The organism is Latilactobacillus sp. VITA-14, assembly GCF_046580785.1.
GTDB lineage: Bacteria > Bacillota > Bacilli > Lactobacillales > Lactobacillaceae > Latilactobacillus > Latilactobacillus curvatus.
The window spans coordinates 1-20,301 of sequence record NZ_JBJKTM010000015.1 but is presented as its reverse complement, the minus strand read 5'-3'; the positions used below and the strand labels follow the sequence as shown (position 1 = coordinate 20,301).

The following is a 20,301-nucleotide window of genomic DNA, read 5'->3' as shown; positions in this document are numbered from 1 at the left end:
GGTTTCTACGCGTCATTCATAGTATGATTGATATAATAATGAGTAAAGTATTGGTGACAGCATGAACCAAGAGACAATTTACGCCGTCGTTGATTTAGAAACGACTGGCACAAACATTAAAGAAGGGGACCGCATTATTCAATTCGGATGCGCCCTCATTCAAAACGGCAAAATCATTCAGACGATTTCGCAAGATGTTAATCCGCTTCGCGACGTACCGACTAAAATTCAACATTTGACGCATATCACTGCTGATCAACTCGAATTAGCACCGATTTTCGAAGATTTAGCGCCAACGTTAGTTGAACTCTTATCCGGTACTGTTTTCGTGGCCCATAATATTAACTTTGACTTACCTTTTTTAAATGGCGAATTAGAACGCGTGGGGCAACCGCCACTTGATTTGCCGGGCATCGATACTGTTGAACTGGCTCAGATCGTATTGCCGGAAGCACCGAGCTATCGATTACAAGACCTCACACAGTTACTCGCCATCGAACATGACAATCCTCATCAAGCTGACAGCGATGCCTTGGTAACGGCTAAATTATTCTTAAAATTAATGGCACGGCTGAAGACCCTGCCATTAGTTACCCTAGAACGTCTTAGTGCGTTAGGCGCGGGCTTGTTACGTCAAACAGGGGATTTCTTCACAGCGATTGCCGAGCAGATGCATGCGCAATCGAGACCGCTGCCGAACGATCTCTTAATTCGTGAAAACATTGCCCTACGAAAACCAGCCGAGGAATCATTTAAAATCTATCCGGGATCTAATTTTGCGGCTGATTATCCAGTGGAAGAAGCTGATAAAAAACGATTATTAAAACCCCACTTGAAATGGCGTAAAGCGCAAGCTGCCATGATGGATATGATTCACGATAATTTCGAATCTGAGGCACCTGAACCACTATTAATTGAAGCAGCCACCGGGTTAGGGAAGACCATCGGGTATTTACTTCCCTATAGTTATCGCATGACGCCTGAACACAAATTAGTGGTTGCAACATCGACAACGCTGCTACAGGATCAGATTTTAACGCAGGCCAGACCGCTTCTTGAAAAATTAGTAGGTCGCCAAATTAATGCCGAAATCGTTAAGAGTCCGCGTCACTATTTGGATTTGCATCGCTTTGAATTATCGCTCCGTTTACCACATAAGAATCGGATGGTGCGGTTGCTTCAGATGAAAATCTTAGTTTGGCTAACCCAAACAACAACGGGGGATTTGGATGAACTCAATTTAACGAGTTACCAAACACCATTTTTCAATAACGTGCAACACCGGGGATTAACAAGTCTGCAACCACAAGCGCCGTTTTATCAAGATGATTTCTTACGTCGCCTGCATAAGCGCCAGCAACAAGCCGAATTACTCGTCACCAACCACGCCTACCTGGCAGAGCACGCGAATAATCACCAAACCTGGGGTGCGCGACCATACTTGGTCTTAGATGAAGCACAAAATATGATTTTCAATGTTCAAAAAATTGCGCAACAAGATTGGTCACTTTCACGTTGGCAACTTTGGTCTCAAAAAGGGTTGCAATATACGGATCCGGAACAGGCCAATAATAATTTAGCCCGGCTTTTCCCGAAAAAATCACCGCAAGCCCGCTCGTTACGGTTAGTGCATAAAAACTTAACCAAGTTAGGCCGAACCATCAGTGACTTAGAGACATACCTAACCACAGCGTTTGAACTACCGCAACCAGAAGCGCATCAAGCGTTTAGTGAACGTTATTTGAATCCAGATGAAGTGGTTCAATTTGTCACCGCTTGTCATAATCAATTCGACCAACTGAACCGCCAACTGTTGACCATTCAAGATCATTTTCTCGCGTTGCGTTACTGGCTTGAACAGCGGTTAGAACAATATACAGAGGGGGATTTGGGGATTTGGCAGTCATTTGAAAACGAAATCAACCTATTGTTGGCGGATGTTGAAGCCTATCAACGGTTTGAGCAATTATTCATTGCGACGAAACCGCAGGAACAACACGCGTTAATGATTCAGATGACACAGCCTAAACAACCTAGTCAGTTACCACAGTTTAAGCTCCAGTGGCAATTGCTTTCAGCTGGTCCGCAAATGCAACAGATCCTCGCGCACTTTGAACCAGTCACCTTGACTGGCGCAACCCTTGCGGTTAATGGGCACTTCGATTATTTGAAACGTGAACTTGGTTTTACCGAAGCGCAATCACTAGCGACTAAGAAATTACGCAGTCCATTCCGCTTCAAGCAACAGGCGCGCTTTTTTATCGCTGAAGATGGTCCTAGTCAAAAGAATTTAGCCCCCAATGAGTACCACCATGCAGTTGCTGAACAGCTATTAACGTTATTAGTTGGCAATCCACATCAGGCGTTAGTCCTCTTTAATTCTAATCAGGCGTTAGAACAAGTGTATTATGCGCTTGGCCGCGCCGGTTTATCGCTTGATCGTGAGATTCTTGCCCAAGGGATTACGGGTAGTGCGGAGAAAATTACCAAGCGCTTTATGCTGGGGCACGATTCAATCTTGTTGGCGACAAACAGTTTCATTGCTGGTGTTGATTTTCCGGAATCAGCACTGGAATTAGTGGTGCTTGTTCAATTACCATTTGATGCGCCGAATGCACTGCAGACACGAATTCGTTACGCTCAACTTTCTGCCCAAGGAATTAATCCATTTAAAGCAGAGGCTTTACCCAAAGCAACGATTAAACTACGCCAAGCATTTGGGCGCTTAATCAGAACCCCTAACGATCGCGGCGTCTTCATTTGTTTAGATCCCCGGTTATTATCGACCCAATATGGGCAACAAATGCGCCGCGCGTTACCGACAAGTTTACCCCAAAAAGCAGCGTCGGTTAAAATAATCCGGGAATTAACCGACTTGTTTTGGTTAAATTCCCACTAAGATTCGGTTTTAAGCGCCGATAGCCGTTATTTTTTGCTATAATAAGGCTTATTCAAGCGAACAAGGAGAGAATGCAGCGTGCGCAAATATAAGAGATGGCTCTGGATATTCTTATTGTTGGTAATCATTGGCAGCATGCTGATGATTTATCATCAAGCTCGAAAACCCGAAGCAACGGCTGAAACCAAAGCCGTTAACATTGCTAAAAAATACGCGAAATTAAAAGAGCCTGATGGGTTCTACACGTATCATCGAAATGCAACATATTATACCGTTAGTGGTAAAGACCGTGATAATCACGGCATCTTCGTTTTAATCAACGAAAAAGGCAATCATGCCACTGTCTATCGTCAAAGTGGTGGTATTTCTAAAAACGATGCGTTAGAAAAGACATGGTCAACTAAAAATCCGCAAAAAGTACTGAACATTAACTTCGGTATGTACCGCAACAAGCCTGTTTGGGAAGTTGTCTATAAAAGTGACAAAGGCCGTCTTTGTTATTTAACCCTCGACTTTAAAACCGGGAAGACGATTCAATTGATTGAAAATATCTAGGGTTCTCAATTAGGGGGCTGTGGTTGTCAGGGTTTTGTTATATAATAATAACTATCAGTTATTTTGAACTGTTGTAAATTAAATGTTGCACATAAGGAGACAGAGTTTATGGTTAAAAAAATCAGTATTATCGATGCAAAAAACCATGTCGATGAAGAAGTTAAAATTGGCGTTTGGTTAACCGACAAACGCTCAAGTGGGAAGATTTCATTCCTCCAATTACGTGATGGCACTGCCTTTTTCCAAGGGGTTGTCGTTAAAAGCCAAGTAAGCGAAGCCGTTTTCCAATTGGCAAAAGATGTCAAACAAGAATCAAGTATGTGGGTGACAGGGGTCATTCATGAAGATACTCGTTCACACTTTGGTTATGAAATTGAAATTTCTGACATCGAATTAATTGGTGACAGCAGCGAATACCCAATTACGCCTAAAGAACATGGGATTGAATTCTTATTAGATCACCGTCACTTATGGTTACGTTCAAAACGCCCATTTGCGATCATGAAAATCAGAAATGAAATCATCCGCGCTTCTTATGAATTCTTTAACCAAGAAGGCTTCATCAAGATGGATCCACCAATCTTGACGGGTAGTGCCCCTGAAGGGACAACTGAATTATTCCACATCGAATATTTCGACAACGATGCTTATTTAACACAAAGTGGTCAGTTATACGCTGAAGCTGGCGCAATGGCCTTTGGTAAAGTCTTCACTTTTGGCCCTGTTTTCCGTGCTGAAAAATCCAAAACTCGTCGTCATTTGACTGAGTTCTGGATGATTGAACCAGAAATGGCCTTCACAACTCAAGATGAAAGTCTTGAAGTCCAAGAAAAATACGTGGCTTACCTTGTTCAAAACGTCATTGATCACTGTGCCTATGAATTAAAATTATTGGACCGTGATGTTGACCAATTGAAGAAATATACTAAAACACCGTATCCACGTATTTCATACGATAAGGCTGTTGAAATGTTACAAGCAGCTGACTTCGATATTAAATGGGGCGATGATTTTGGCGCACCAGATGAAACTTATTTATCGGATCAATTTGAACAACCAGTCTTCATTTTGAATTATCCAAAAGCCATCAAACCTTTCTATATGAAGCCACATCCAACACGTGATGATGTTTACTTATGTGCTGATTTATTGGCACCAGAAGGTTATGGTGAAATTATCGGTGGTAGTGAACGTGAAACTGACTTTGATAAATTAGAAGCTGAAATTAAAGCAATGGGCTTAGACCTTGAAGAATATCAATGGTACTTAGACTTACGTCGTTACGGATCAGTGCCACATTCTGGTTTCGGATTAGGTCTAGAACGGGCCATTACATGGATCTGTGGTATCGATCATTTACGTGAAACAATTCCATTCCCAAGAATGATTAACAGAATCAAACCATAAAGAGTGCTGACTCGAACGAGTTGACTTTGAGGATTAACAGCAAAACGGGCATTATGGCGCTTCACAGCCATGGTGCCCGTTTTACAGTTAACCGGAAAAGGCAGTTCGAAGAAGCACGTTTCAAATAGAGTGCGTTGTAGCTGGTTAGGTTCTGAGCATTAACGTTGGTTGGCGAATAATCGATGCAATCGATTATTTGACAATCATTGTTAAGCGCAGGAACCTAGCTACAAAAGCACGTTTGAATTAGAGTGCGTTGAAAGTGGTTAGTTCTCGAGCATTTGTCTAGTCTAGTGAATGAGCGACGCAAGTCGATCGTTTGCTGGACGTAGCAAAGCACCGAGGACTACTTTCAAAAGCATGTTTCAAATCAGAGTGCTGACTCAAACGAGTTGGCTTTGAGGATTAACTAAAGCGCCGTGAACCGAAATCAGGTTCTCGGCGCTTTTTTATTTGTCTAAAATTGGTTACAATAGAACTAATGAAACTTTTAGAAAAGAAGGCTAGAATATGAACGAACTTACCGCGTTTTTACAAGGCGGCCAATTGAGTGTCTCTCGACTGTTACTGCATCACTATCAAACGCTCAAGATGTCTTCTGAAGAATTAGTGGTTTACTTACAGCTCAGTGATTTTGCCAGTCAAAACAATGACTTTCCCGATTTAGCTGTGATTGGTGAACGCATGGGAATTGAATCCAGCCAAATTTACGCATTGATTCATCAACTTTTACAGAAAAAACTAATTACCCTTAAATCATCTGTCAATGAACAAGGTCAGGCTGAAGACCATTACGATCTCACACCAGCCTTAACTAAATTGAGCGTGCTAGCCGTTCAAGACGCACAAGTCACTCAACAAGCACTAGACGGTAACCAACGGAGTGCGGTCTTTAACCAAGTTGAACAAGCTCTTGGCCGCCCATTATCGCCATTGGAATCTGAGATTGTTGCCAACTGGTTAGATTTAGATCATTATCAACCAGAATTGATTCAATTAGCCGTGCGAGAAGCCGTTTTAAATCAAGTCTATTCCTTGAAGTATGTTGATAAGATTTTGCTCAACTGGCAGAAACAAAATATTACTGATAAAGAATCCCTACAAACTTACCAAAAGGCCCATCCAAGACGTTAATCGAATAGGAGATGAAGCGGATGTTATCAAAAGCCAAAACACAGTGGGCCATGCACCAACTATACAAATTAATTCCAGATGCGCAGGGCGCATTAGTTGCTGATTCACCGTTTCAATTGTTGATTGCGGTGATGCTTAGCGCACAAGCCACCGACGTTTCCGTCAATAAGGTCACCCCACAACTATTTGCTGATTTCCCGACACCAGCTAGTTTCGCGAATGCAGAGATTGCCAATATTGAAGCTGATATTCATTCAATCGGGTTATATCATAATAAAGCTAAACACATCAAAACATGCTGCCAGCAACTAATGGCAGATTTTGGTGGGGAAGTGCCGCGCACACATGCCGAATTGGAACAACTTGCTGGTGTTGGCCGTAAGACCGCGAATGTCGTTTTAGGTGACGCCTTTAACGTCCCATCATTTGCCGTCGATACGCATGTCACTCGGATTGCCAAACGGCTCAAAATCAGTGCACAGGATGCCTCGGTGATCCAGATTGAAAAGGACTTTCAAGCGAAGCTTACTAAGAAAACATGGGTTCAAGCGCATCACACACTCATTCTTTTTGGGCGGCAAGTCTGTACGGCACGTAAGCCGCATTGCGATGAGTGTCCTTTATTAAGGATTTGCCAAGCAGGCCAACAATTTCTTGAAGATCGTGGTTAAAAAACGCAAAAAAAGCACCGTTCAGCCAACGTTTATCGTTGAACTGAACGGTGCTTCTTTTAGTTAGTTGGCGCTGCTGGTGTTCGTGTCGTCGACCCCGTTCCTGGATTAGTTGTTGCCGGAGGGGTTGAGGTCGAAGGTTGCGATTGTGAACTTTCAGTTGGGGTGCTTGAAGATGAGGTCTCCGGCACACTGGAAGATTCACTTGGTGTTTCAACCACGCTACTTGAGCTAGAAATTTCACTGCTTGAGCTGACCGGTGCTTCTGAGCTAGAGTAGAGTACACTACTTGAAGAAGATCGACTGCTTGAAGAACTTGGAATGGTCGTCGTCCCTTTAATATAGAGTTCTCGTACGCCAGCCACGTTTTTAGCAACCACGTTACTTGGCATTGACCAATCTGAGTTGGTTGCGTTTTGAGCGAGGTAGGCCATCATTGCTTTATAGATATAAGCGGCGACGTTCCGCTCACTCATTGTTAATCCATTTTTAAGTGGTTCATCGTATCCAGTCCAAACCGTCACTGAATAGTTCTTGGTATAACCGGCAAACCAGCTATCCTTCGCTAAAGTTGGGTTTAACCCAGATTTGGCAATTTCTTCGCTAGAATAATCGGTTGTCCCAGTCTTACCAGCTTGATAAAGCCCTGGAATTTGGGCTAACGTCCCAGAACCATTTTTAATAACATCTTTTAACATATCAGTAATCATGTAGGCCGTTGAACTCTTCATAGCCTGTGTGCCATCAGAATCATAATTATGCGTAATCCCATCGGCTGTTTCGACTTTATGGATATAAGTTGGTGCATAGTAAGTTCCACCGTTTGCGAAGGCGCCATATGCGGCAGCTTCATCAACAGTTGAAACATTCCCACCAATCCCATAAGAAAGACCAGTATCAGCTGGCACGTTAATGCCTAAGCCTTTCACGAATTCACGGGCTTTAGTCATGCCAACAGCTTCTAACAGTTCGATGGCTGGGACGTTTCGTGAGTTGGCAAGCGCATTACGCGCGGTAATTGTACCGAGATAACGGCCATCAAAGTTATGCAATTGAATATTGGTTCCAGGATAAGTGTAAGGGACATCTTGTAGTTTCTGTGCGGTTGAGTAGTCAAGATATTCGATAGCTGGACCGTAATCCATTAATGGTTTCATTGATGACCCATTGCTTCGGCCAGATTGCACGGCCCGGTTATAACCGAGTTGCACATCACCAGTTTTACGACCACCAATCATCGCAACAATTCGACCGTTATTAGGATCTGTAATTGAAACTGCTGTTTGTAGTTGATCATCTGGGAATGGAATACTGCTATCATTATTGACGATATCGTATAACTTACGTTGCGCGTCCATATTGATATTGGTGTAGACTTTCAAACCAGCCGTGTACGGATCATAGCCTTTTTTCTTCAAGTCGGCGAGGACTTCCTTGACGTAAGCGTCGGTTGCTTTAGAATCCGTTGAACTATTCGCTACTGTTTGTTGATCCACTAAGCCGGTATTAATTGGGACTTGTTTAGCTTCGGCAGCTTCAGTTGCTGTAATCTTATTGTTCCGCAAAAGCGCATCAAGAACTAAATCACGGCGCTTCTTCGCTAAATCAGGGTGGAGGTACGGATCGTAATTACTTGGCGATTGCGGCATACCCGCAATCAATGCCAGTTGTGGCAAACTTAATTCCTTCAACGACTTGCCATAATAATACTTAGCAGCCGTCCCCATACCATTGACCCCGTTATTCAGGTACACTTTGTTCATATAATACTCTAAGATTTGGTCTTTTGAATATTGACGTTCGACTTGAACGGCAAGCCACGCTTCTTGTGCTTTTCGTCTGAAAGTCTGATCGCTGTTTTTCGTTGAGAATTTAGACAGTTTAATCAATTGTTGGGTTAAAGTACTCCCACCTTGTAAGCCTAGCGGTGATTTACCAGTAATATTGGCGACTGCAGCAGACGCAATTCGGATTGGATCAATCCCGAATTTTTCTTTATAGAAACGACGATCTTCAATAGAGACTACTGCATCTTTTAATGTTTGCGGGATTTGATCACTCTTGACATAACTCCGATTTTCGCCACCAATTGTTTTGAAAGGTTTCCCTTGATCATCGTATAGAATTGTCGCATTCGGACTTTGCAGGTCCGCTTGCGTTAGGTTTGGTGTATCTTTAACATAGTAGGCAAACAAACCAATCCCAGCCACGAAAGCCACTACAATCAGTAGTAACAACCATTTTAGAATTCTTAAAAAGAGGGGCCGGCGTTTCTTATTAGCGGGTTTTGCTTCAGCTTTGTGCCTTGCAACTCGCGAACTATTATTGTTTCGATTATCGGACATTGTTCTTTAAACTCCTTTATTTGACCGCTTTAATAACTGATCTACGGCATCTAAGTAGGGAATAATTGGATTAAGTTGGTACTTAATCTCAATCCCATTGTCAATCACATCACTGAGTGAAATCGATTTTCGTGCACCATCAACTTGCGCGTCCCAGCGGCTAATCAGTTCTGTTGCGGGATACAAGAATAGCCGTTGTAGCGGGACAAATTTCATAATGACAAAGCAGATGCCACCTTGATTCAAGCAGGCTCTGAAATGTTCAATCTGATGTTGATGGAAGTTCCGAAACGGAAACGCGGTTTTATTCTTCGTTTCCTTCGCTTCAAAATCGACGTAACGGCCCTGATAAATCCCATTATAGTCAGTTGTTGAGGCTTGTTTAAAATAAGCTTCTTTAATAACCGCTTGGCTGCGGGCAGGGTAGTCGACCTTCACAATCTGAATTGGCGTTGGTTTCTTATACACGACAGCCGTTGCATGTAATCGATAATACTGATTACTATCATTGAGTTCTTCTTCCAACGTCATGCCGCGTTTACCAAATAACGTTGTTGCTTCTGGTTGCCGGGCTTGCTTTTTAGTTGGTTTTGTCTCATTATTTGTATAAGGCTGTCCGTTAGGATAATGAAAGGCCATTGAAAATCACACTCCTGTTTCACTATTATAGCAATGTTTAGTTTAATTGAAAATCATTTGGGAGGGACCTGACTTGAAACGACTATGGGTGAGCGGCTATCGAAGCTATGAACTCGGTGTTTTTGGCGAAACTGACGAGAAACTTAAAGTAATTAAATATTCCTTAAAAAAGCAGTTAACACAATATTTAGATGATGGGCTCGAGTGGGTGATCACTGGTGGCCAAATGGGGATTGAACAGTGGAGTCTGCAAGTTGCTATTGAACTAAAAACGGACTATCCGGATTTAAAATTGGCGATGATGTTGCCGTTTAATGATTTTGGTCAACAATGGAACGAAAATAACCAAGCTCAATTGAGTCAGCTCAAAGCGCGAGTCGATTTTTGCGAACCAGTGATTAACGCACCGTATTCTGGACCGCAACAATTGCGCCAGTATCAACAATTCATGCTGACCCATACGGATGGTCAACTATTATACTATGATCGTGAATCACCGGGCAAACCAGAATATGATTATCATGCAGCCCGCCAATATCAAGACCAACAAGATTATCCGATTAACTTGGTCGATTTTTTCGAACTACAAGATATCGCGACTGAGTTAGCGGAATTAGATCAGCAAGAGTTTTAATTATTCGATAACTTTGCTATAATGGGAATCATAGTACATTTATTCTAAATGAGGTGTCAAAATGGACAATCAAATTGAAATCGAATTGAACCCAACTGATATATTGAAAAAAGAATTTAAAACAAAAATGCGGGGTTATGAACCTGAAGAAGTCGATGGTTACCTTGATTTAGTTATTAAAGACTATCAAACTTATCAAGAAGCAATCGATCGGCTAACGGCGGAAAATGCCCGCTTATTCAAGAAGGTTGACGAATTAAACCGCCAACTCAGCGCTTCTGATAACGTGAAGGAAAGTGCACCACAACAATCTTCAGCAGCAACCAACTATGATATTTTGAAACGCTTATCAAACCTTGAACGCCACGTGTTCGGTGCTAAGTTAAGTGAACAAAATCAAGCTCCACAGACAAGAGTTCAAAATCATTCACAATTTGACGAGACAAATCTTTAATCTTGTGCTATACTTATAAACGTTGATTCAACATTTGTAAATCTTGAGTAATCGCGGTCTACATCGGTAGGCTGAGGAAGGTCCATGCCCGCACAGGCTGAGATGCTTGTAGTGTTCGTGCCTGGCCCAATAAGCCAGGGTACCTTAACGGTAACGGCGGAAAAAGCGCTAAAACTTCGGTCATGCGTGAATATCCTTAAATAGTGCCACAGTGACGGAGCGTCCTTGGAAACTTGGACGGTGGAACGAGGTAAACCCCGCGAGCGAGTAACCCAAACTTTGGTAGGGGCGTCTCATTTATGGAAATGAACTAAAAATGAGAGTTCGTAAGAACAGATAGATGATTACTGAAGGAACTTTCTTCCTGGGGAAGTTCTGGAACAAAACATGGCCTATAAAGGTTTACAATCAGGTGGCTTGGGCTTTTGCCCAAGCTCTTTTTATTTAAAAAATAATTTCCTAAGGGGATCTTTAAAAACATGACTTACCAACTATACGCAACAATGGCGAGTGGGATTGAATCCATTACGGCCAAAGAATTACAAAATCTCGGTTATGAAACACGTTCAGATAATGGCCGGGTGTATTTCGAAGGCGATGTGGCAGATATTGCAAAAACCAATCTCTGGTTACGCAGTGCTGATCGGGTGAAAATCGCGATTGGTCAATTTGAGGCCAAAACCTTCGATGACCTTTTTGAACAAGTGAAAGCTTTGCCATGGGACAAGTTCCTGCCATTAGACGCCGCTTTTCCAGTTGCTGGTCGCTCAGTCCGTTCAACGCTCCATAGCGAACCAGACGTGCAAGCCATCACTAAAAAAGCGATTGTTGATAAGTTAAGTACTGTCTATCACCGCCGAACACGTTTAGCTGAAACAGGCGCAACGTATCCGCTTGAAGTCAGTATCCTAAAAGATGTCGTGACGATCAGCTTAGATACAACTGGTCCTAGTTTATTCAAGCGGGGCTACCGCCTTGAAAAAGGGGAAGCCCCATTGAAGGAAAACTTCGCGGCATCCTTAATTCTTTTAAGCCGTTGGCAACCTGATATGCCATTTGTTGATCCAACGACTGGTTCTGGGACCATTGCAATCGAAGCAGCTTTAATTGGTCACAACATTGCACCTGGTATGCATCGTAAGTTTGCCTTTGAAGACTTCGATTGGATCGATGCTTCTGTTTTAGAAAATGCCAAAGCCGAAGCGAAAGCAGCCGAAAAAGACCAACCACTTGAAATTTTTGGTTATGATATCGATCAAAACATGATTGATATCGCTAAGTTGAATGCGAACGAAGCTGGTGTTTTACATGATATCCAGTTCAAACAACTCGCTGTTAAAGATTTCAAGACAGATTTAACCAACGGGGTCATCATCGCCAACCCTCCTTACGGGAAACGATTAAGCGACCAAACACAAGCCCATGCTTTGTATAAAGAAATGGGTGATACCTATCGGTCATTGAAGACTTGGAGTAAGTATATTTTAACAAGTGACTTACAATTCCAAGAATCATTCGGGCAACGCGCAACTAAACGCCGGAAATTGTATAATGGTCGGATTCAAACTGATTTATTCCAATACTGGGGTCGTCCAGTATGGCCACGTGCAGAAAAAGAATAAAATTTTTTATAAAGCATTGCCGTTTTCAGTCGGTAATGCTTTTTTATTTGCTGAAAATCCCTTATAATAAAGATTACTTCAATAATAAGGTGAGGGATCGACTTGACAGTCATTTTAGCAGCAGAAACAATTCTTGAACAACACGTCAAAGCGCTAACTGCAAAAGGTTTAACAATCATCGCTTTAGCTGATTTAAAACCAAGTCAACTGGGTAGTATTGAGATTATGTTTGGTTGGAATAAAGATGCAGGCCCGAAAATTTTAGCAGAGCCCGGTAATCAATTAAAATGGATTCAGACCGCAAGCTCAGGGGTTGATTATTTACCACTAGCCACGTTAGCTAAGCAAGGGGTACTGGTATCAAACGCACGCGGGATGCACGCAAAACCAATCGCACAGACGGCATTAAGTTACATATTACACTTTACCCGTGGGATTTATCAGAGCTTACCCGCACAAGCAGCGCATCAATGGGAGCATCATGCTATTGGTGAACAAATGACAAATTTGGAACACCGCACACTCCTCATTTTTGGAACAGGTCAAATTGGTGAGGAAATTGCAAAGTATGCCCACGTCATGGGGATGCACACAATCGGCGTTAATCGGCACGGGAAACCCGTTGCCAATTTTGATCAGATTCTAACCGACACGGATTACGAACAAGCATTGCCACAAGCAGACTTCGTGATTAATGTGATGCCATTAACACCGGTCACCAATCGGTTCTTCGACACCACCTTTTTTACGCAACTCCATCGAGGGGCTTACTTCTTCAATTTAGGGCGCGGCGCTTCAGTCGACGAAGCAGCTTTGATGCACTATCTACAATCCGGTCATTTGGCAGGAGCAGCAATCGATGTTGCCCAAAACGAACCATTACCAAGTGATTCACCATTATGGGCCACACCAAACCTGATTATCACGCCACATATTTCAGGTTACATCGCTGATATCCATGAACGGCTCTTCAAAATTTTCGATCAAAATTTACCCAGTTATTTAGACAAAGGTGAATTACCCGTCAATCCGGTAGACTTGTCAGCCGGCTATTAAAAAAACAGCGTTAGGACTTTTTGTCTTAACGCTGTTTTTTTGTGACTTTAAGGGGCCTTTTTGAATTCGCATTTTAAGCAAGTTTCATGGCCTCTTGTCCACTTACTAATCTGAAGCGTCCTTAAAATGCGCCTCTGGTGATTGATCGTTTATAAACGTGATTAGACCGTGATTTAGCCATCAATAGCCTTTAATGTGTTTGAGCGCATTCTTTTGGTAGAAAGAATGCGCTCGGAATCCCTTTAAATCAACGATAATCAAAGGTGCAAAATACCACCGCATGGTTTATAATAATATAGAGAAAAAGAATGCGGTCAAAAAGGCGGAAAAAACATGCGGAAATCGCGCACTAAAAAAGGCAAAAAATTAAATGTTCAACCTTTACGGACAAAAGATGAGATTGAAGACATGAAAGTCATCTTGCGCCATTCACAAATGGGTAGTCGCAATTATTTATTATTTTTACTCGGCATTAATACTGGCTTACGCTGTTCTGATATTGTGCAGTTAAAAGTCAAAGATGTGATCGAAGACAATCCCGTGATTGTTGAACAAAAAACGGGTAAGTGGCGCCAAATTAGTTTGGCGAGTTTACGCCCATACATCAGTCCCTATATTCAAAATAATGAGTTGCTAGGCAATGATTGGTTGTTTCCTAGCCGCGTCGGCGATAACCACATCACCGTCAACGGTGTTTACCGCATGTTGACTGAAGCAGGTAAGAAACTTGGGCGTAATGATATTGGCACCCATACGATGCGCAAAACTTACGGCTACTGGTTCTACAAACAATTCGGGGACGTGCGGTCATTGATGATTGATTTTGGTCATTCAACGCAAGAAACGACGCTCCATTATATTGGGATTACCCAAGACGAAGTGTTAAGCAAGAAACAACAACTGGCGATTGGACTTTAAAAAAAGCTTGCATTAAAGTGAGGTCTAAGGTGTATAGTAAAGACAATATAATAGGAAGAGATAGGAGATTATAGTTATGAAAACAGCTATTTTTATGGGTCCTGGTCAAATGACCATTACCGAAGCACCAAAACCAACGATTGAAAAACCAACCGATGCGGTCGTGCGCATTATCCGCGCGTGCGTCTGTGGTTCTGATTTATGGTGGTATCGTGGGATTTCAAAACGAGAAGTAGGCGGTTTCACCGGTCACGAAGCAATTGGCATCGTTGATGCTGTTGGGACTGACGTACAAAATGTTAGTGTCGGTGATTTTGTGATCGTGCCATTTACCCATGGTTGTGGCCACTGTGCCGCTTGTTTAAACGGTTTTGATGGCGATTGTACCAATTGCGAGAATAATCCTGGTGGCTACCAAGCCGAATATCTCCGTTATCACAATGCAAACTGGGGCCTCGTTAAAGTTCCTGGCCAACCAAGCGATTACTCTGATGAAATGCTGAATAATCTATTGACGCTTTCAGACGTCATGGCAACCGGCTATCACGCTGCCGTGTCTGCTGAAGTGAAACCCGGTGACACAGTCGTTGTCATGGGTGATGGCGCCGTTGGTTTATGTGGTGTGATTGGCGCCAAATTACTCGGTGCGAAACGGATTATCGCGATGAGTCGTCATGCGGACCGGCAAAAATTAGCCCTTGAATTCGGCGCAACAGACATTGTTGCTGAACGCGGTGACGAAGGGGTCGCAAAAGTGATGGCGTTAACCGATAACGCTGGGGCCAACGCCGTCTTAGAATGTGTCGGGACCGAACAATCCGTCGCCACTGCCGTCGCCGTTGCTGGCGCAGGGGCTGTCATTGGTCGTGTCGGCATTCCCCAAAAAGCAGAGATGAACACCAATACCTTATTCCGGAAGAACATCGGTTTGCGTGGGGGAATTGCTGCCGTAACGACTCATGATCGCGCTCGTTTATTGGATGCTGTTTTAAAGGGTGCCATTAATCCTGGTAAAGTCTTTACACAACGCTTTACCTTAGATGATATTCAAGCCGCTTATGAAGCAATGGATCAACGCAAAGCGATTAAATCATTATTAATCATCGCTGAATAATATAAAAAGTGCCGCAGAACAGGATTTTTCCTGATTCTGCGGCATTTTTTTAATGGGCAATAAGACTTAATAGATAACCGCCAAGACAGCCGAAGATCAGGCTGAGCAAACTCCCAATGAGATAATATTCGGCGAAGTGGTGTTCGTTGGATTCAATGGCTTTAAAGCGGGTCAGCGCCTTAATCGCCACAATCACAGCAATACTCGCAACATTGTGCGTGTAAAACAAGATTAAGATGGCAAACCGTTCTAAATGACCAATATGCCGACCCAGTTTTGCACCATCTGGCAGGCGATCCATGTTTAAATCCAGTCCTTTTAAATAGAAGCTAATGAAATAATCGGTAAATAATAACGTGCTCAAAACAATACTGACCGCCAATAACAATCGGTTCACATGGTTAAACGCCCACTGCTGGCCGAGGAACATGCTCACAAGGCCGATCACTATTAAATGGAGTGCTTGATCGATGGTATAACTCATCACTGGTACGCGATTGCTGGTTAAATGTAGCTGTGCTTTTAAAAGTGGTTGGCTATTTTGCTTAAATAGATCAATGAGCCAATGACTCATCACAATGATGACTAATCCGATCAGTAACGGTTGCCAATGTGGCCAAGTAGGTGGTGCCATTAACCAACCGCCACCCCATAAAATAAGCACTAACGGGACTTGTGTCAGTGCGTGCTTGCATAATGGCCACCATTTCACACCGAGTTTCGTTGAACGTTTGCATTGGGCCATCTGATCAGATTGAAAGATAAAGTCGCAGCCAATATGACTAAGCAAGAAAAGCGCGAAAAGATTCATTCCACCACCGCCTTAAAAGCCACTAACTGCGCCCGTAACGTCGCTAATGTTTGTTCAATTAATGGATACTGAATCTGACTCAGTAAGCGACTGACTTTACTAGAGGCTAATGCACGCCCTTTTTGATCACTGTAGTCTAGTTCATAGGAAGCAACGCCGTATTTGGTCCACAACAATTCCGCTAATTCATAGCGTTTCAATGTTGGTTGGAGCACGATTTCAGCAAAAGCGTCCTTGCGCAACTGCGTATTCAAGAGTTGCTCATAAATTAAATAAAAGAGGGCATTAATCCCATTTGCGGCTGGTTGATCTGCCACTAATTGAAATTGAAAGGCCGTCGTCATAAAGGGATAACCTTGTGCTAATTCAGCACCTTGACGCAACAGTTTGGCTTGATCTGCTGCGGCGAGAGCGTTCACAATTGCTGTCCCGTTGACCCGATTGATATCCTGATAGTCACTTGGACTCGGCGTAGTCATCGTTCCTAAGCCAACCCCAAAATAAAAAGTGGGCTCCGCCAGCCCCGCAAAATGTGTCTGCCAGAAAGTTTGAAAAGCATCACTCTTTAAATAGGCATTACAAAAGGGATAGACATCAACAATCTGTGCCTGGTCATCCGCTGAAAAACCGCCCAATAGACCATCACCATCCTTAATTGCAAATGGTGTTAATAACGCTGGAAAATGGTGATTCAACGTGTCGGCGAAGTGTTGCAATAACTGGAGCGTCTGTGCTTGTTCCGTAAAACGGGTGCGGCTATCCGCTAAATCAATAAAACAATAGGCTGTCTGCATCGTTCTCATCCTCTCTGAAAACATTTGATTATAAGTACATAATAGGTGAATATGAACGAATAATCAAATGTTTTTGAGGAGCGGTTTACATTTTGCAGCCTACGCATTATAGTTAACTACATAAGTAACTAACCAATTAACGAAACGGAGGTGTTCCGGATGCTTTTTGAATTTAATAATGATGCACCACTCTACCGGCAGATTGCCGAACAAATTGAAGAGGGTATTTTTACTGGGGTCTTTCCACCTGGTAGTCAAGTCCCATCGACAACTGAAATTTCCAGACAATTCAATATCAATCCAGCCACGGTACTTAAAGGGATGAATCAACTCGTTACCAGCGGCTTAATTGAAAAGAAAAGGGGACTCGGCATGTTCGTCACATCAAGCGCACCCGCACAGATCACTGAAAAACGGCAATCTGAATTTTTTGAACACTATGTTGCCCAATTTATCACTGAAGCACAACAATTAAACCTAACCAAAGACGACCTAATTGCACTAATTGAAAGGGGCTATGACCATGCCTAATTTACAAACCACACAACTGATTAAACAATTTGGGAAACAGGTCGTCCTCGACGACATCAACTTAACACTTAAACCCAATACAATTTACGGCTTACTCGGCCGCAATGGGGTGGGTAAGAGTACCTTATTAAGTATTCTAGCCAATCATCAAACTGCATCCCTAGGTGAGATTAAATGGGGCGATACGGTCTTAACCGGTCGCGATCATCCGTTACAAACGATTTACTTGATGTCGGAAATCAATCTCTTTAATAAAGATGACAAATTACGGACCATTATTAAAAATACCGCTTTACTGCAAGGTTCATTTGATCATGCACTCGCCGAAGAAATGCTGACTGCATTTGATTTGAATCCAAAAAAGAAACTCAATCAGCTTTCAACTGGGTACCGCACGATTTTTAAAACAATTGTTGCGCTTTGTGTGCCGGCAGAATATGTTTTCCTCGATGAACCAGTCTTAGGCTTAGATGCTAACTACCGCAGTCTCTTATATCGCTACATTTTACAGGCCTATGAAAGTCGGCCACGGACATTTGTCGTTGCGACCCATATCATCGAAGAAATCGCGACCTTAGTCGAACACGTCTTGGTCTTGAACGACGCTCAATTAATTGTCGATGATGATTTGGAAACCGTCCTCGCCAAGAGTTACCGTGTCAGTGGCCCGGAAGAACTTGTTCGCGAGTACTGTACCGACTTAAACGTCTTAGGTTCCCAGCAAATGGGGACCTTATACACGGTTTATCTTTATGACGTCTTACCAGAAGAACGGGTTATTCCAGATCGTCTAACGATTGACCATATCGATCTACAAGAAACTTTCATTAAATTAACGAACAAAGGAAGTGAAGCACATGTTTAATGCAATGATGCGGTACCGCCTGACCGCCATTTGGAAAACACTGGCGGGGGGTGCCATCGGATTTTTCGGCGGGATGGTTGTCGTTGCTTTAATTTTCTCAAAGAATTTAGACTTAGGTGATTTTGGCCTTGCAATTGTGACAGGTTTCTTATTCCTGAGTCAAATCACATTAGTCGTTCAATCTTTTACAACCACTCGAAAAACTTTTAATTTTGCCATTTTGAATGGGATTCCGAGAAAGATTAGCTTCCTAACACAATTAATCAGTTTATTCAGCAGTCAACTGGTCACCTTTGCTTGTTTATATCCAATCGCGATTCATAACCAAATATTCGCGGGTATTAAAGCTAACCTGTTAGACCCCCACATTATCGTGGCGTTAATTCTCGTCGTATGGACGTTCATGGCCCAGGGTTTAGCGATCAGTAGTTTCATTACTTTATTTGAACATAAAGCTTGGGTTTTCCTATTTGCAGCATGGTTAATTATCTCCACGATTTATGAACGTTATATCACACCAATCATTACGCGGATGATTCCGGATTGGACCGATTATTTCTTCGTTAATTTCGAACAAGTGAATGTCGTATCGGCGATTAAAATTGCCTTCGATCAGCCAACTTTCTGGATTAGCACCTTGACCAGTATTGTTGCACCGCTTATCATCGCTGGCATTTGCCAACACTTCATGCAAACTAGACGAATCACGTTTAGATTGAGAAAAATAGCGCGCTAGTCAATTGTCTCGCCTTTGTGCGAGACTTTTTACGTGGTTGCAATTTCAGCCCTAATTGTTATACTAATAACTATTCTATTTCCCTGGGAGGTTGTCTCATGCTCTTATCCCCATTATTTGAATGTGATGTGCCAACAATCCGCTAATTTCGTGCATTAAACACAAATTGGAGGATTCACACATGATAATCACTAAACAAGCAAACTTAGACCAAGCACAATTGGTCACCGCAACATTCTCATTCACAAATGCTAAAAAAGATGCCGCGTTCTGGGACACAACTTTAACGCCGTTGCTCAACGAAATCGAAGCGAATTTATCGCTCAAACAAATTCGTGAGTTGCCCAACATCATCGCGACGAAAAAAACGTATAAGGCAATCGGACTTGATGCAACACGGCACCGACCATCTTCGGATAGCTTATTACGGCGCGTTGTTAAAGGACAGGGGCTCTATCAAATTAATGCACTGGTTGATGTGAATAACTATCTATCCCTGAAGTTACAATTACCGATTGGCAGTTACGACTTAGCTAAAATCGACGGCCCAATCAGTTATCAAGTCGCTGCAGAAGGGGACGAGTACGCCGGAATTGGTAAAGGGGCGATCAACATCAGTCACTTCCCAATTTTAGTCGATCAACAGGGGGCGTTTGGCAGTCCAATTTCGGATTCCACACGCGCAATGATTGCCCCTGAAACGACAGAAGCGATGCTTGTTGTTTATGCTTTCGGACAATCATCAGCTCAATTAGTGGTAATTGAACAAACGGTTAAAACAGTGCTTCAAACAGCTTTTAACCCAGAAACAATCACAACTGAAATCATCGCATAAAATCAAAAAGGAGCTGAGACAAAAGTAAGTTTTGTCTCAGCTCCTTTTTGATAGCCGAACTTTTATAGTCCAAACGTATTCTGTAACTCATATCCTTGCGGTTAACCCTCAGGGGATCACCGCGTTCCGTCACACGGTAGATTGTAAAATTAATCCGAACGCTGTTCGGACAAAAAAGATCAGCTTCCTTTAAAATGGTGTTTATCACAAACCCATCTTTTAGGAGCTGATCTTTTGTCTAGTATAACCTATTCCGAACGAATTAAAATTGAAACCTTTTG

General features: G+C 42.7%; 19 protein-coding genes and 1 other RNA gene. 16 read left to right on the top strand and 4 right to left on the bottom strand.

Translation table 11 applies throughout. The annotated features are described in order from the left end of the window. The first annotated feature begins 61 nt into the window (after positions 1 to 61). From ACF1X7_RS07245 to nth, 5 genes are all read left to right on the top strand, one after another. Positions 62 to 2,899: a helicase C-terminal domain-containing protein gene (locus ACF1X7_RS07245; RefSeq protein WP_411162602.1), complete on the top strand. Its 2,838-nt coding sequence runs from the start codon at positions 62 to 64 to the stop codon at positions 2,897 to 2,899. A gap of 78 nt (positions 2,900 to 2,977) precedes the next feature. After that, positions 2,978 to 3,454, top strand: a complete 477-nt coding sequence (locus ACF1X7_RS07240; protein ID WP_004270558.1) for a DUF5590 domain-containing protein — start codon at positions 2,978 to 2,980, stop codon at positions 3,452 to 3,454. A gap of 108 nt (positions 3,455 to 3,562) precedes the next feature. Then, positions 3,563 to 4,861: an asparagine--tRNA ligase gene (asnS, locus tag ACF1X7_RS07235; protein WP_039099577.1), complete on the top strand. Its 1,299-nt coding sequence runs from the start codon at positions 3,563 to 3,565 to the stop codon at positions 4,859 to 4,861. Between the two features lie 510 nt (positions 4,862 to 5,371). Beyond that, positions 5,372 to 5,995 (top strand): DnaD domain protein, encoded by a 624-nt coding sequence (locus ACF1X7_RS07230; protein WP_411162601.1) that lies wholly within the window; start codon positions 5,372 to 5,374, stop codon positions 5,993 to 5,995. A 20-nt stretch (positions 5,996 to 6,015) separates the two neighbouring features. Next, positions 6,016 to 6,666, top strand: coding sequence for an endonuclease III (nth, locus tag ACF1X7_RS07225; protein ID WP_039099579.1), 651 nt, complete (start codon positions 6,016 to 6,018; stop codon positions 6,664 to 6,666). Positions 6,667 to 6,725: 59 nt separating this feature from the next. Here the strand turns inward: nth and ACF1X7_RS07220 are convergent, their stop codons facing one another. Then, positions 6,726 to 9,011: a transglycosylase domain-containing protein gene (locus tag ACF1X7_RS07220; RefSeq protein ID WP_221276621.1), complete on the bottom strand. Its 2,286-nt coding sequence runs from the start codon at positions 9,009 to 9,011 to the stop codon at positions 6,726 to 6,728. A 6-nt stretch (positions 9,012 to 9,017) separates the two neighbouring features. Next, positions 9,018 to 9,650 (bottom strand): Holliday junction resolvase RecU, encoded by a 633-nt coding sequence (gene recU, locus ACF1X7_RS07215; protein WP_039099581.1) that lies wholly within the window; start codon positions 9,648 to 9,650, stop codon positions 9,018 to 9,020. 73 nt (positions 9,651 to 9,723) lie between these two features. Here recU and ACF1X7_RS07210 point away from each other — a divergent pair, with 73 nt between their 5' ends. The 7 genes from ACF1X7_RS07210 (at position 9,724) to ACF1X7_RS07180 (ending at position 15,448) form a co-directional block, all read left to right on the top strand. Continuing rightward, positions 9,724 to 10,284 (top strand): DUF1273 domain-containing protein, encoded by a 561-nt coding sequence (locus tag ACF1X7_RS07210; RefSeq protein ID WP_039099582.1) that lies wholly within the window; start codon positions 9,724 to 9,726, stop codon positions 10,282 to 10,284. A 61-nt stretch (positions 10,285 to 10,345) separates the two neighbouring features. Then, positions 10,346 to 10,738 carry a cell division regulator GpsB gene (gene gpsB / locus ACF1X7_RS07205; RefSeq protein ID WP_039099583.1) on the top strand — a complete coding sequence of 131 codons (393 nt, stop codon included), beginning with the start codon at positions 10,346 to 10,348 and terminating at the stop codon, positions 10,736 to 10,738. A 39-nt stretch (positions 10,739 to 10,777) separates the two neighbouring features. Continuing rightward, positions 10,778 to 11,138, top strand: an RNA gene (rnpB, locus tag ACF1X7_RS07200) — RNase P RNA component class B. A gap of 79 nt (positions 11,139 to 11,217) precedes the next feature. Further along, the gene (locus ACF1X7_RS07195) at positions 11,218 to 12,360 is read left to right on the top strand and encodes a class I SAM-dependent RNA methyltransferase (protein WP_411162600.1); all 1,143 of its coding nucleotides are present in this window, start codon (positions 11,218 to 11,220) and stop codon (positions 12,358 to 12,360) included. 102 nt (positions 12,361 to 12,462) lie between these two features. Beyond that, positions 12,463 to 13,416, top strand: coding sequence for a phosphoglycerate dehydrogenase (locus ACF1X7_RS07190; protein ID WP_039099585.1), 954 nt, complete (start codon positions 12,463 to 12,465; stop codon positions 13,414 to 13,416). A gap of 333 nt (positions 13,417 to 13,749) precedes the next feature. Next, entirely contained in the window at positions 13,750 to 14,334 is a 585-nt protein-coding gene (locus ACF1X7_RS07185; protein WP_056967050.1) for a tyrosine-type recombinase/integrase, read from the top strand. A gap of 76 nt (positions 14,335 to 14,410) precedes the next feature. Beyond that, positions 14,411 to 15,448: a zinc-binding dehydrogenase gene (locus tag ACF1X7_RS07180; RefSeq protein WP_064777168.1), complete on the top strand. Its 1,038-nt coding sequence runs from the start codon at positions 14,411 to 14,413 to the stop codon at positions 15,446 to 15,448. Between the two features lie 49 nt (positions 15,449 to 15,497). Here ACF1X7_RS07180 and ACF1X7_RS07175 read toward each other — a convergent pair whose 3' ends face one another. Beyond that, a complete protein-coding gene (locus tag ACF1X7_RS07175; RefSeq protein WP_064777167.1) occupies positions 15,498 to 16,259 on the bottom strand; it encodes a DUF3307 domain-containing protein in 762 nt (253 codons plus the stop codon). Further along, positions 16,256 to 17,053, bottom strand: coding sequence for a hypothetical protein (locus ACF1X7_RS07170; RefSeq protein ID WP_064777166.1), 798 nt, complete (start codon positions 17,051 to 17,053; stop codon positions 16,256 to 16,258). The genes ACF1X7_RS07175 and ACF1X7_RS07170 overlap by 4 nt, the downstream gene beginning before the upstream one ends. 159 nt (positions 17,054 to 17,212) lie before the next feature. On the opposite strand from ACF1X7_RS07170, the gene ACF1X7_RS07165 reads away from it, so the two are divergent. From ACF1X7_RS07165 to ACF1X7_RS07150, 4 genes are all read left to right on the top strand, one after another. Then, positions 17,213 to 17,584: a GntR family transcriptional regulator gene (locus ACF1X7_RS07165; RefSeq protein WP_004270839.1), complete on the top strand. Its 372-nt coding sequence runs from the start codon at positions 17,213 to 17,215 to the stop codon at positions 17,582 to 17,584. Continuing rightward, positions 17,577 to 18,449: an ATP-binding cassette domain-containing protein gene (locus ACF1X7_RS07160; protein WP_039099590.1), complete on the top strand. Its 873-nt coding sequence runs from the start codon at positions 17,577 to 17,579 to the stop codon at positions 18,447 to 18,449. The genes ACF1X7_RS07165 and ACF1X7_RS07160 overlap by 8 nt, the downstream gene beginning before the upstream one ends. Beyond that, positions 18,442 to 19,185, top strand: a complete 744-nt coding sequence (locus tag ACF1X7_RS07155) for a hypothetical protein (protein WP_064777164.1) — start codon at positions 18,442 to 18,444, stop codon at positions 19,183 to 19,185. The genes ACF1X7_RS07160 and ACF1X7_RS07155 overlap by 8 nt, the downstream gene beginning before the upstream one ends. 181 nt (positions 19,186 to 19,366) lie before the next feature. Then, positions 19,367 to 20,020 carry a B3/4 domain-containing protein gene (locus tag ACF1X7_RS07150; RefSeq protein ID WP_064777163.1) on the top strand — a complete coding sequence of 218 codons (654 nt, stop codon included), beginning with the start codon at positions 19,367 to 19,369 and terminating at the stop codon, positions 20,018 to 20,020. The last annotated feature ends 281 nt before the right edge of the window (positions 20,021 to 20,301 follow it).

Bases quoted from the DNA above. Each gene is read 5' to 3' on its own strand.
- ACF1X7_RS07185 (WP_056967050.1), top strand. From the start codon at position 13,750: ATGCGGAAATCGCGCACTAAAAAAGGCAAAAAATTAAATGTTCAACCT.
- ACF1X7_RS07170 (WP_064777166.1), bottom strand. From the start codon at position 17,053: ATGCAGACAGCCTATTGTTTTATTGATTTAGCGGATAGCCGCACCCGT.
- ACF1X7_RS07245 (WP_411162602.1), top strand. From the start codon at position 62: ATGAACCAAGAGACAATTTACGCCGTCGTTGATTTAGAAACGACTGGC.
- ACF1X7_RS07175 (WP_064777167.1), bottom strand. From the start codon at position 16,259: ATGAATCTTTTCGCGCTTTTCTTGCTTAGTCATATTGGCTGCGACTTT.
- ACF1X7_RS07165 (WP_004270839.1), top strand. From the start codon at position 17,213: ATGCTTTTTGAATTTAATAATGATGCACCACTCTACCGGCAGATTGCC.
- gpsB (WP_039099583.1), top strand. From the start codon at position 10,346: ATGGACAATCAAATTGAAATCGAATTGAACCCAACTGATATATTGAAA.
- recU (WP_039099581.1), bottom strand. From the start codon at position 9,650: ATGGCCTTTCATTATCCTAACGGACAGCCTTATACAAATAATGAGACA.
- nth (WP_039099579.1), top strand. From the start codon at position 6,016: ATGTTATCAAAAGCCAAAACACAGTGGGCCATGCACCAACTATACAAA.
- ACF1X7_RS07180 (WP_064777168.1), top strand. From the start codon at position 14,411: ATGAAAACAGCTATTTTTATGGGTCCTGGTCAAATGACCATTACCGAA.
- ACF1X7_RS07160 (WP_039099590.1), top strand. From the start codon at position 17,577: ATGCCTAATTTACAAACCACACAACTGATTAAACAATTTGGGAAACAG.
- ACF1X7_RS07230 (WP_411162601.1), top strand. From the start codon at position 5,372: ATGAACGAACTTACCGCGTTTTTACAAGGCGGCCAATTGAGTGTCTCT.
- ACF1X7_RS07220 (WP_221276621.1), bottom strand. From the start codon at position 9,011: ATGTCCGATAATCGAAACAATAATAGTTCGCGAGTTGCAAGGCACAAA.
- ACF1X7_RS07150 (WP_064777163.1), top strand. From the start codon at position 19,367: ATGATAATCACTAAACAAGCAAACTTAGACCAAGCACAATTGGTCACC.
- asnS (WP_039099577.1), top strand. From the start codon at position 3,563: ATGGTTAAAAAAATCAGTATTATCGATGCAAAAAACCATGTCGATGAA.
- ACF1X7_RS07155 (WP_064777164.1), top strand. From the start codon at position 18,442: ATGTTTAATGCAATGATGCGGTACCGCCTGACCGCCATTTGGAAAACA.
- ACF1X7_RS07195 (WP_411162600.1), top strand. From the start codon at position 11,218: ATGACTTACCAACTATACGCAACAATGGCGAGTGGGATTGAATCCATT.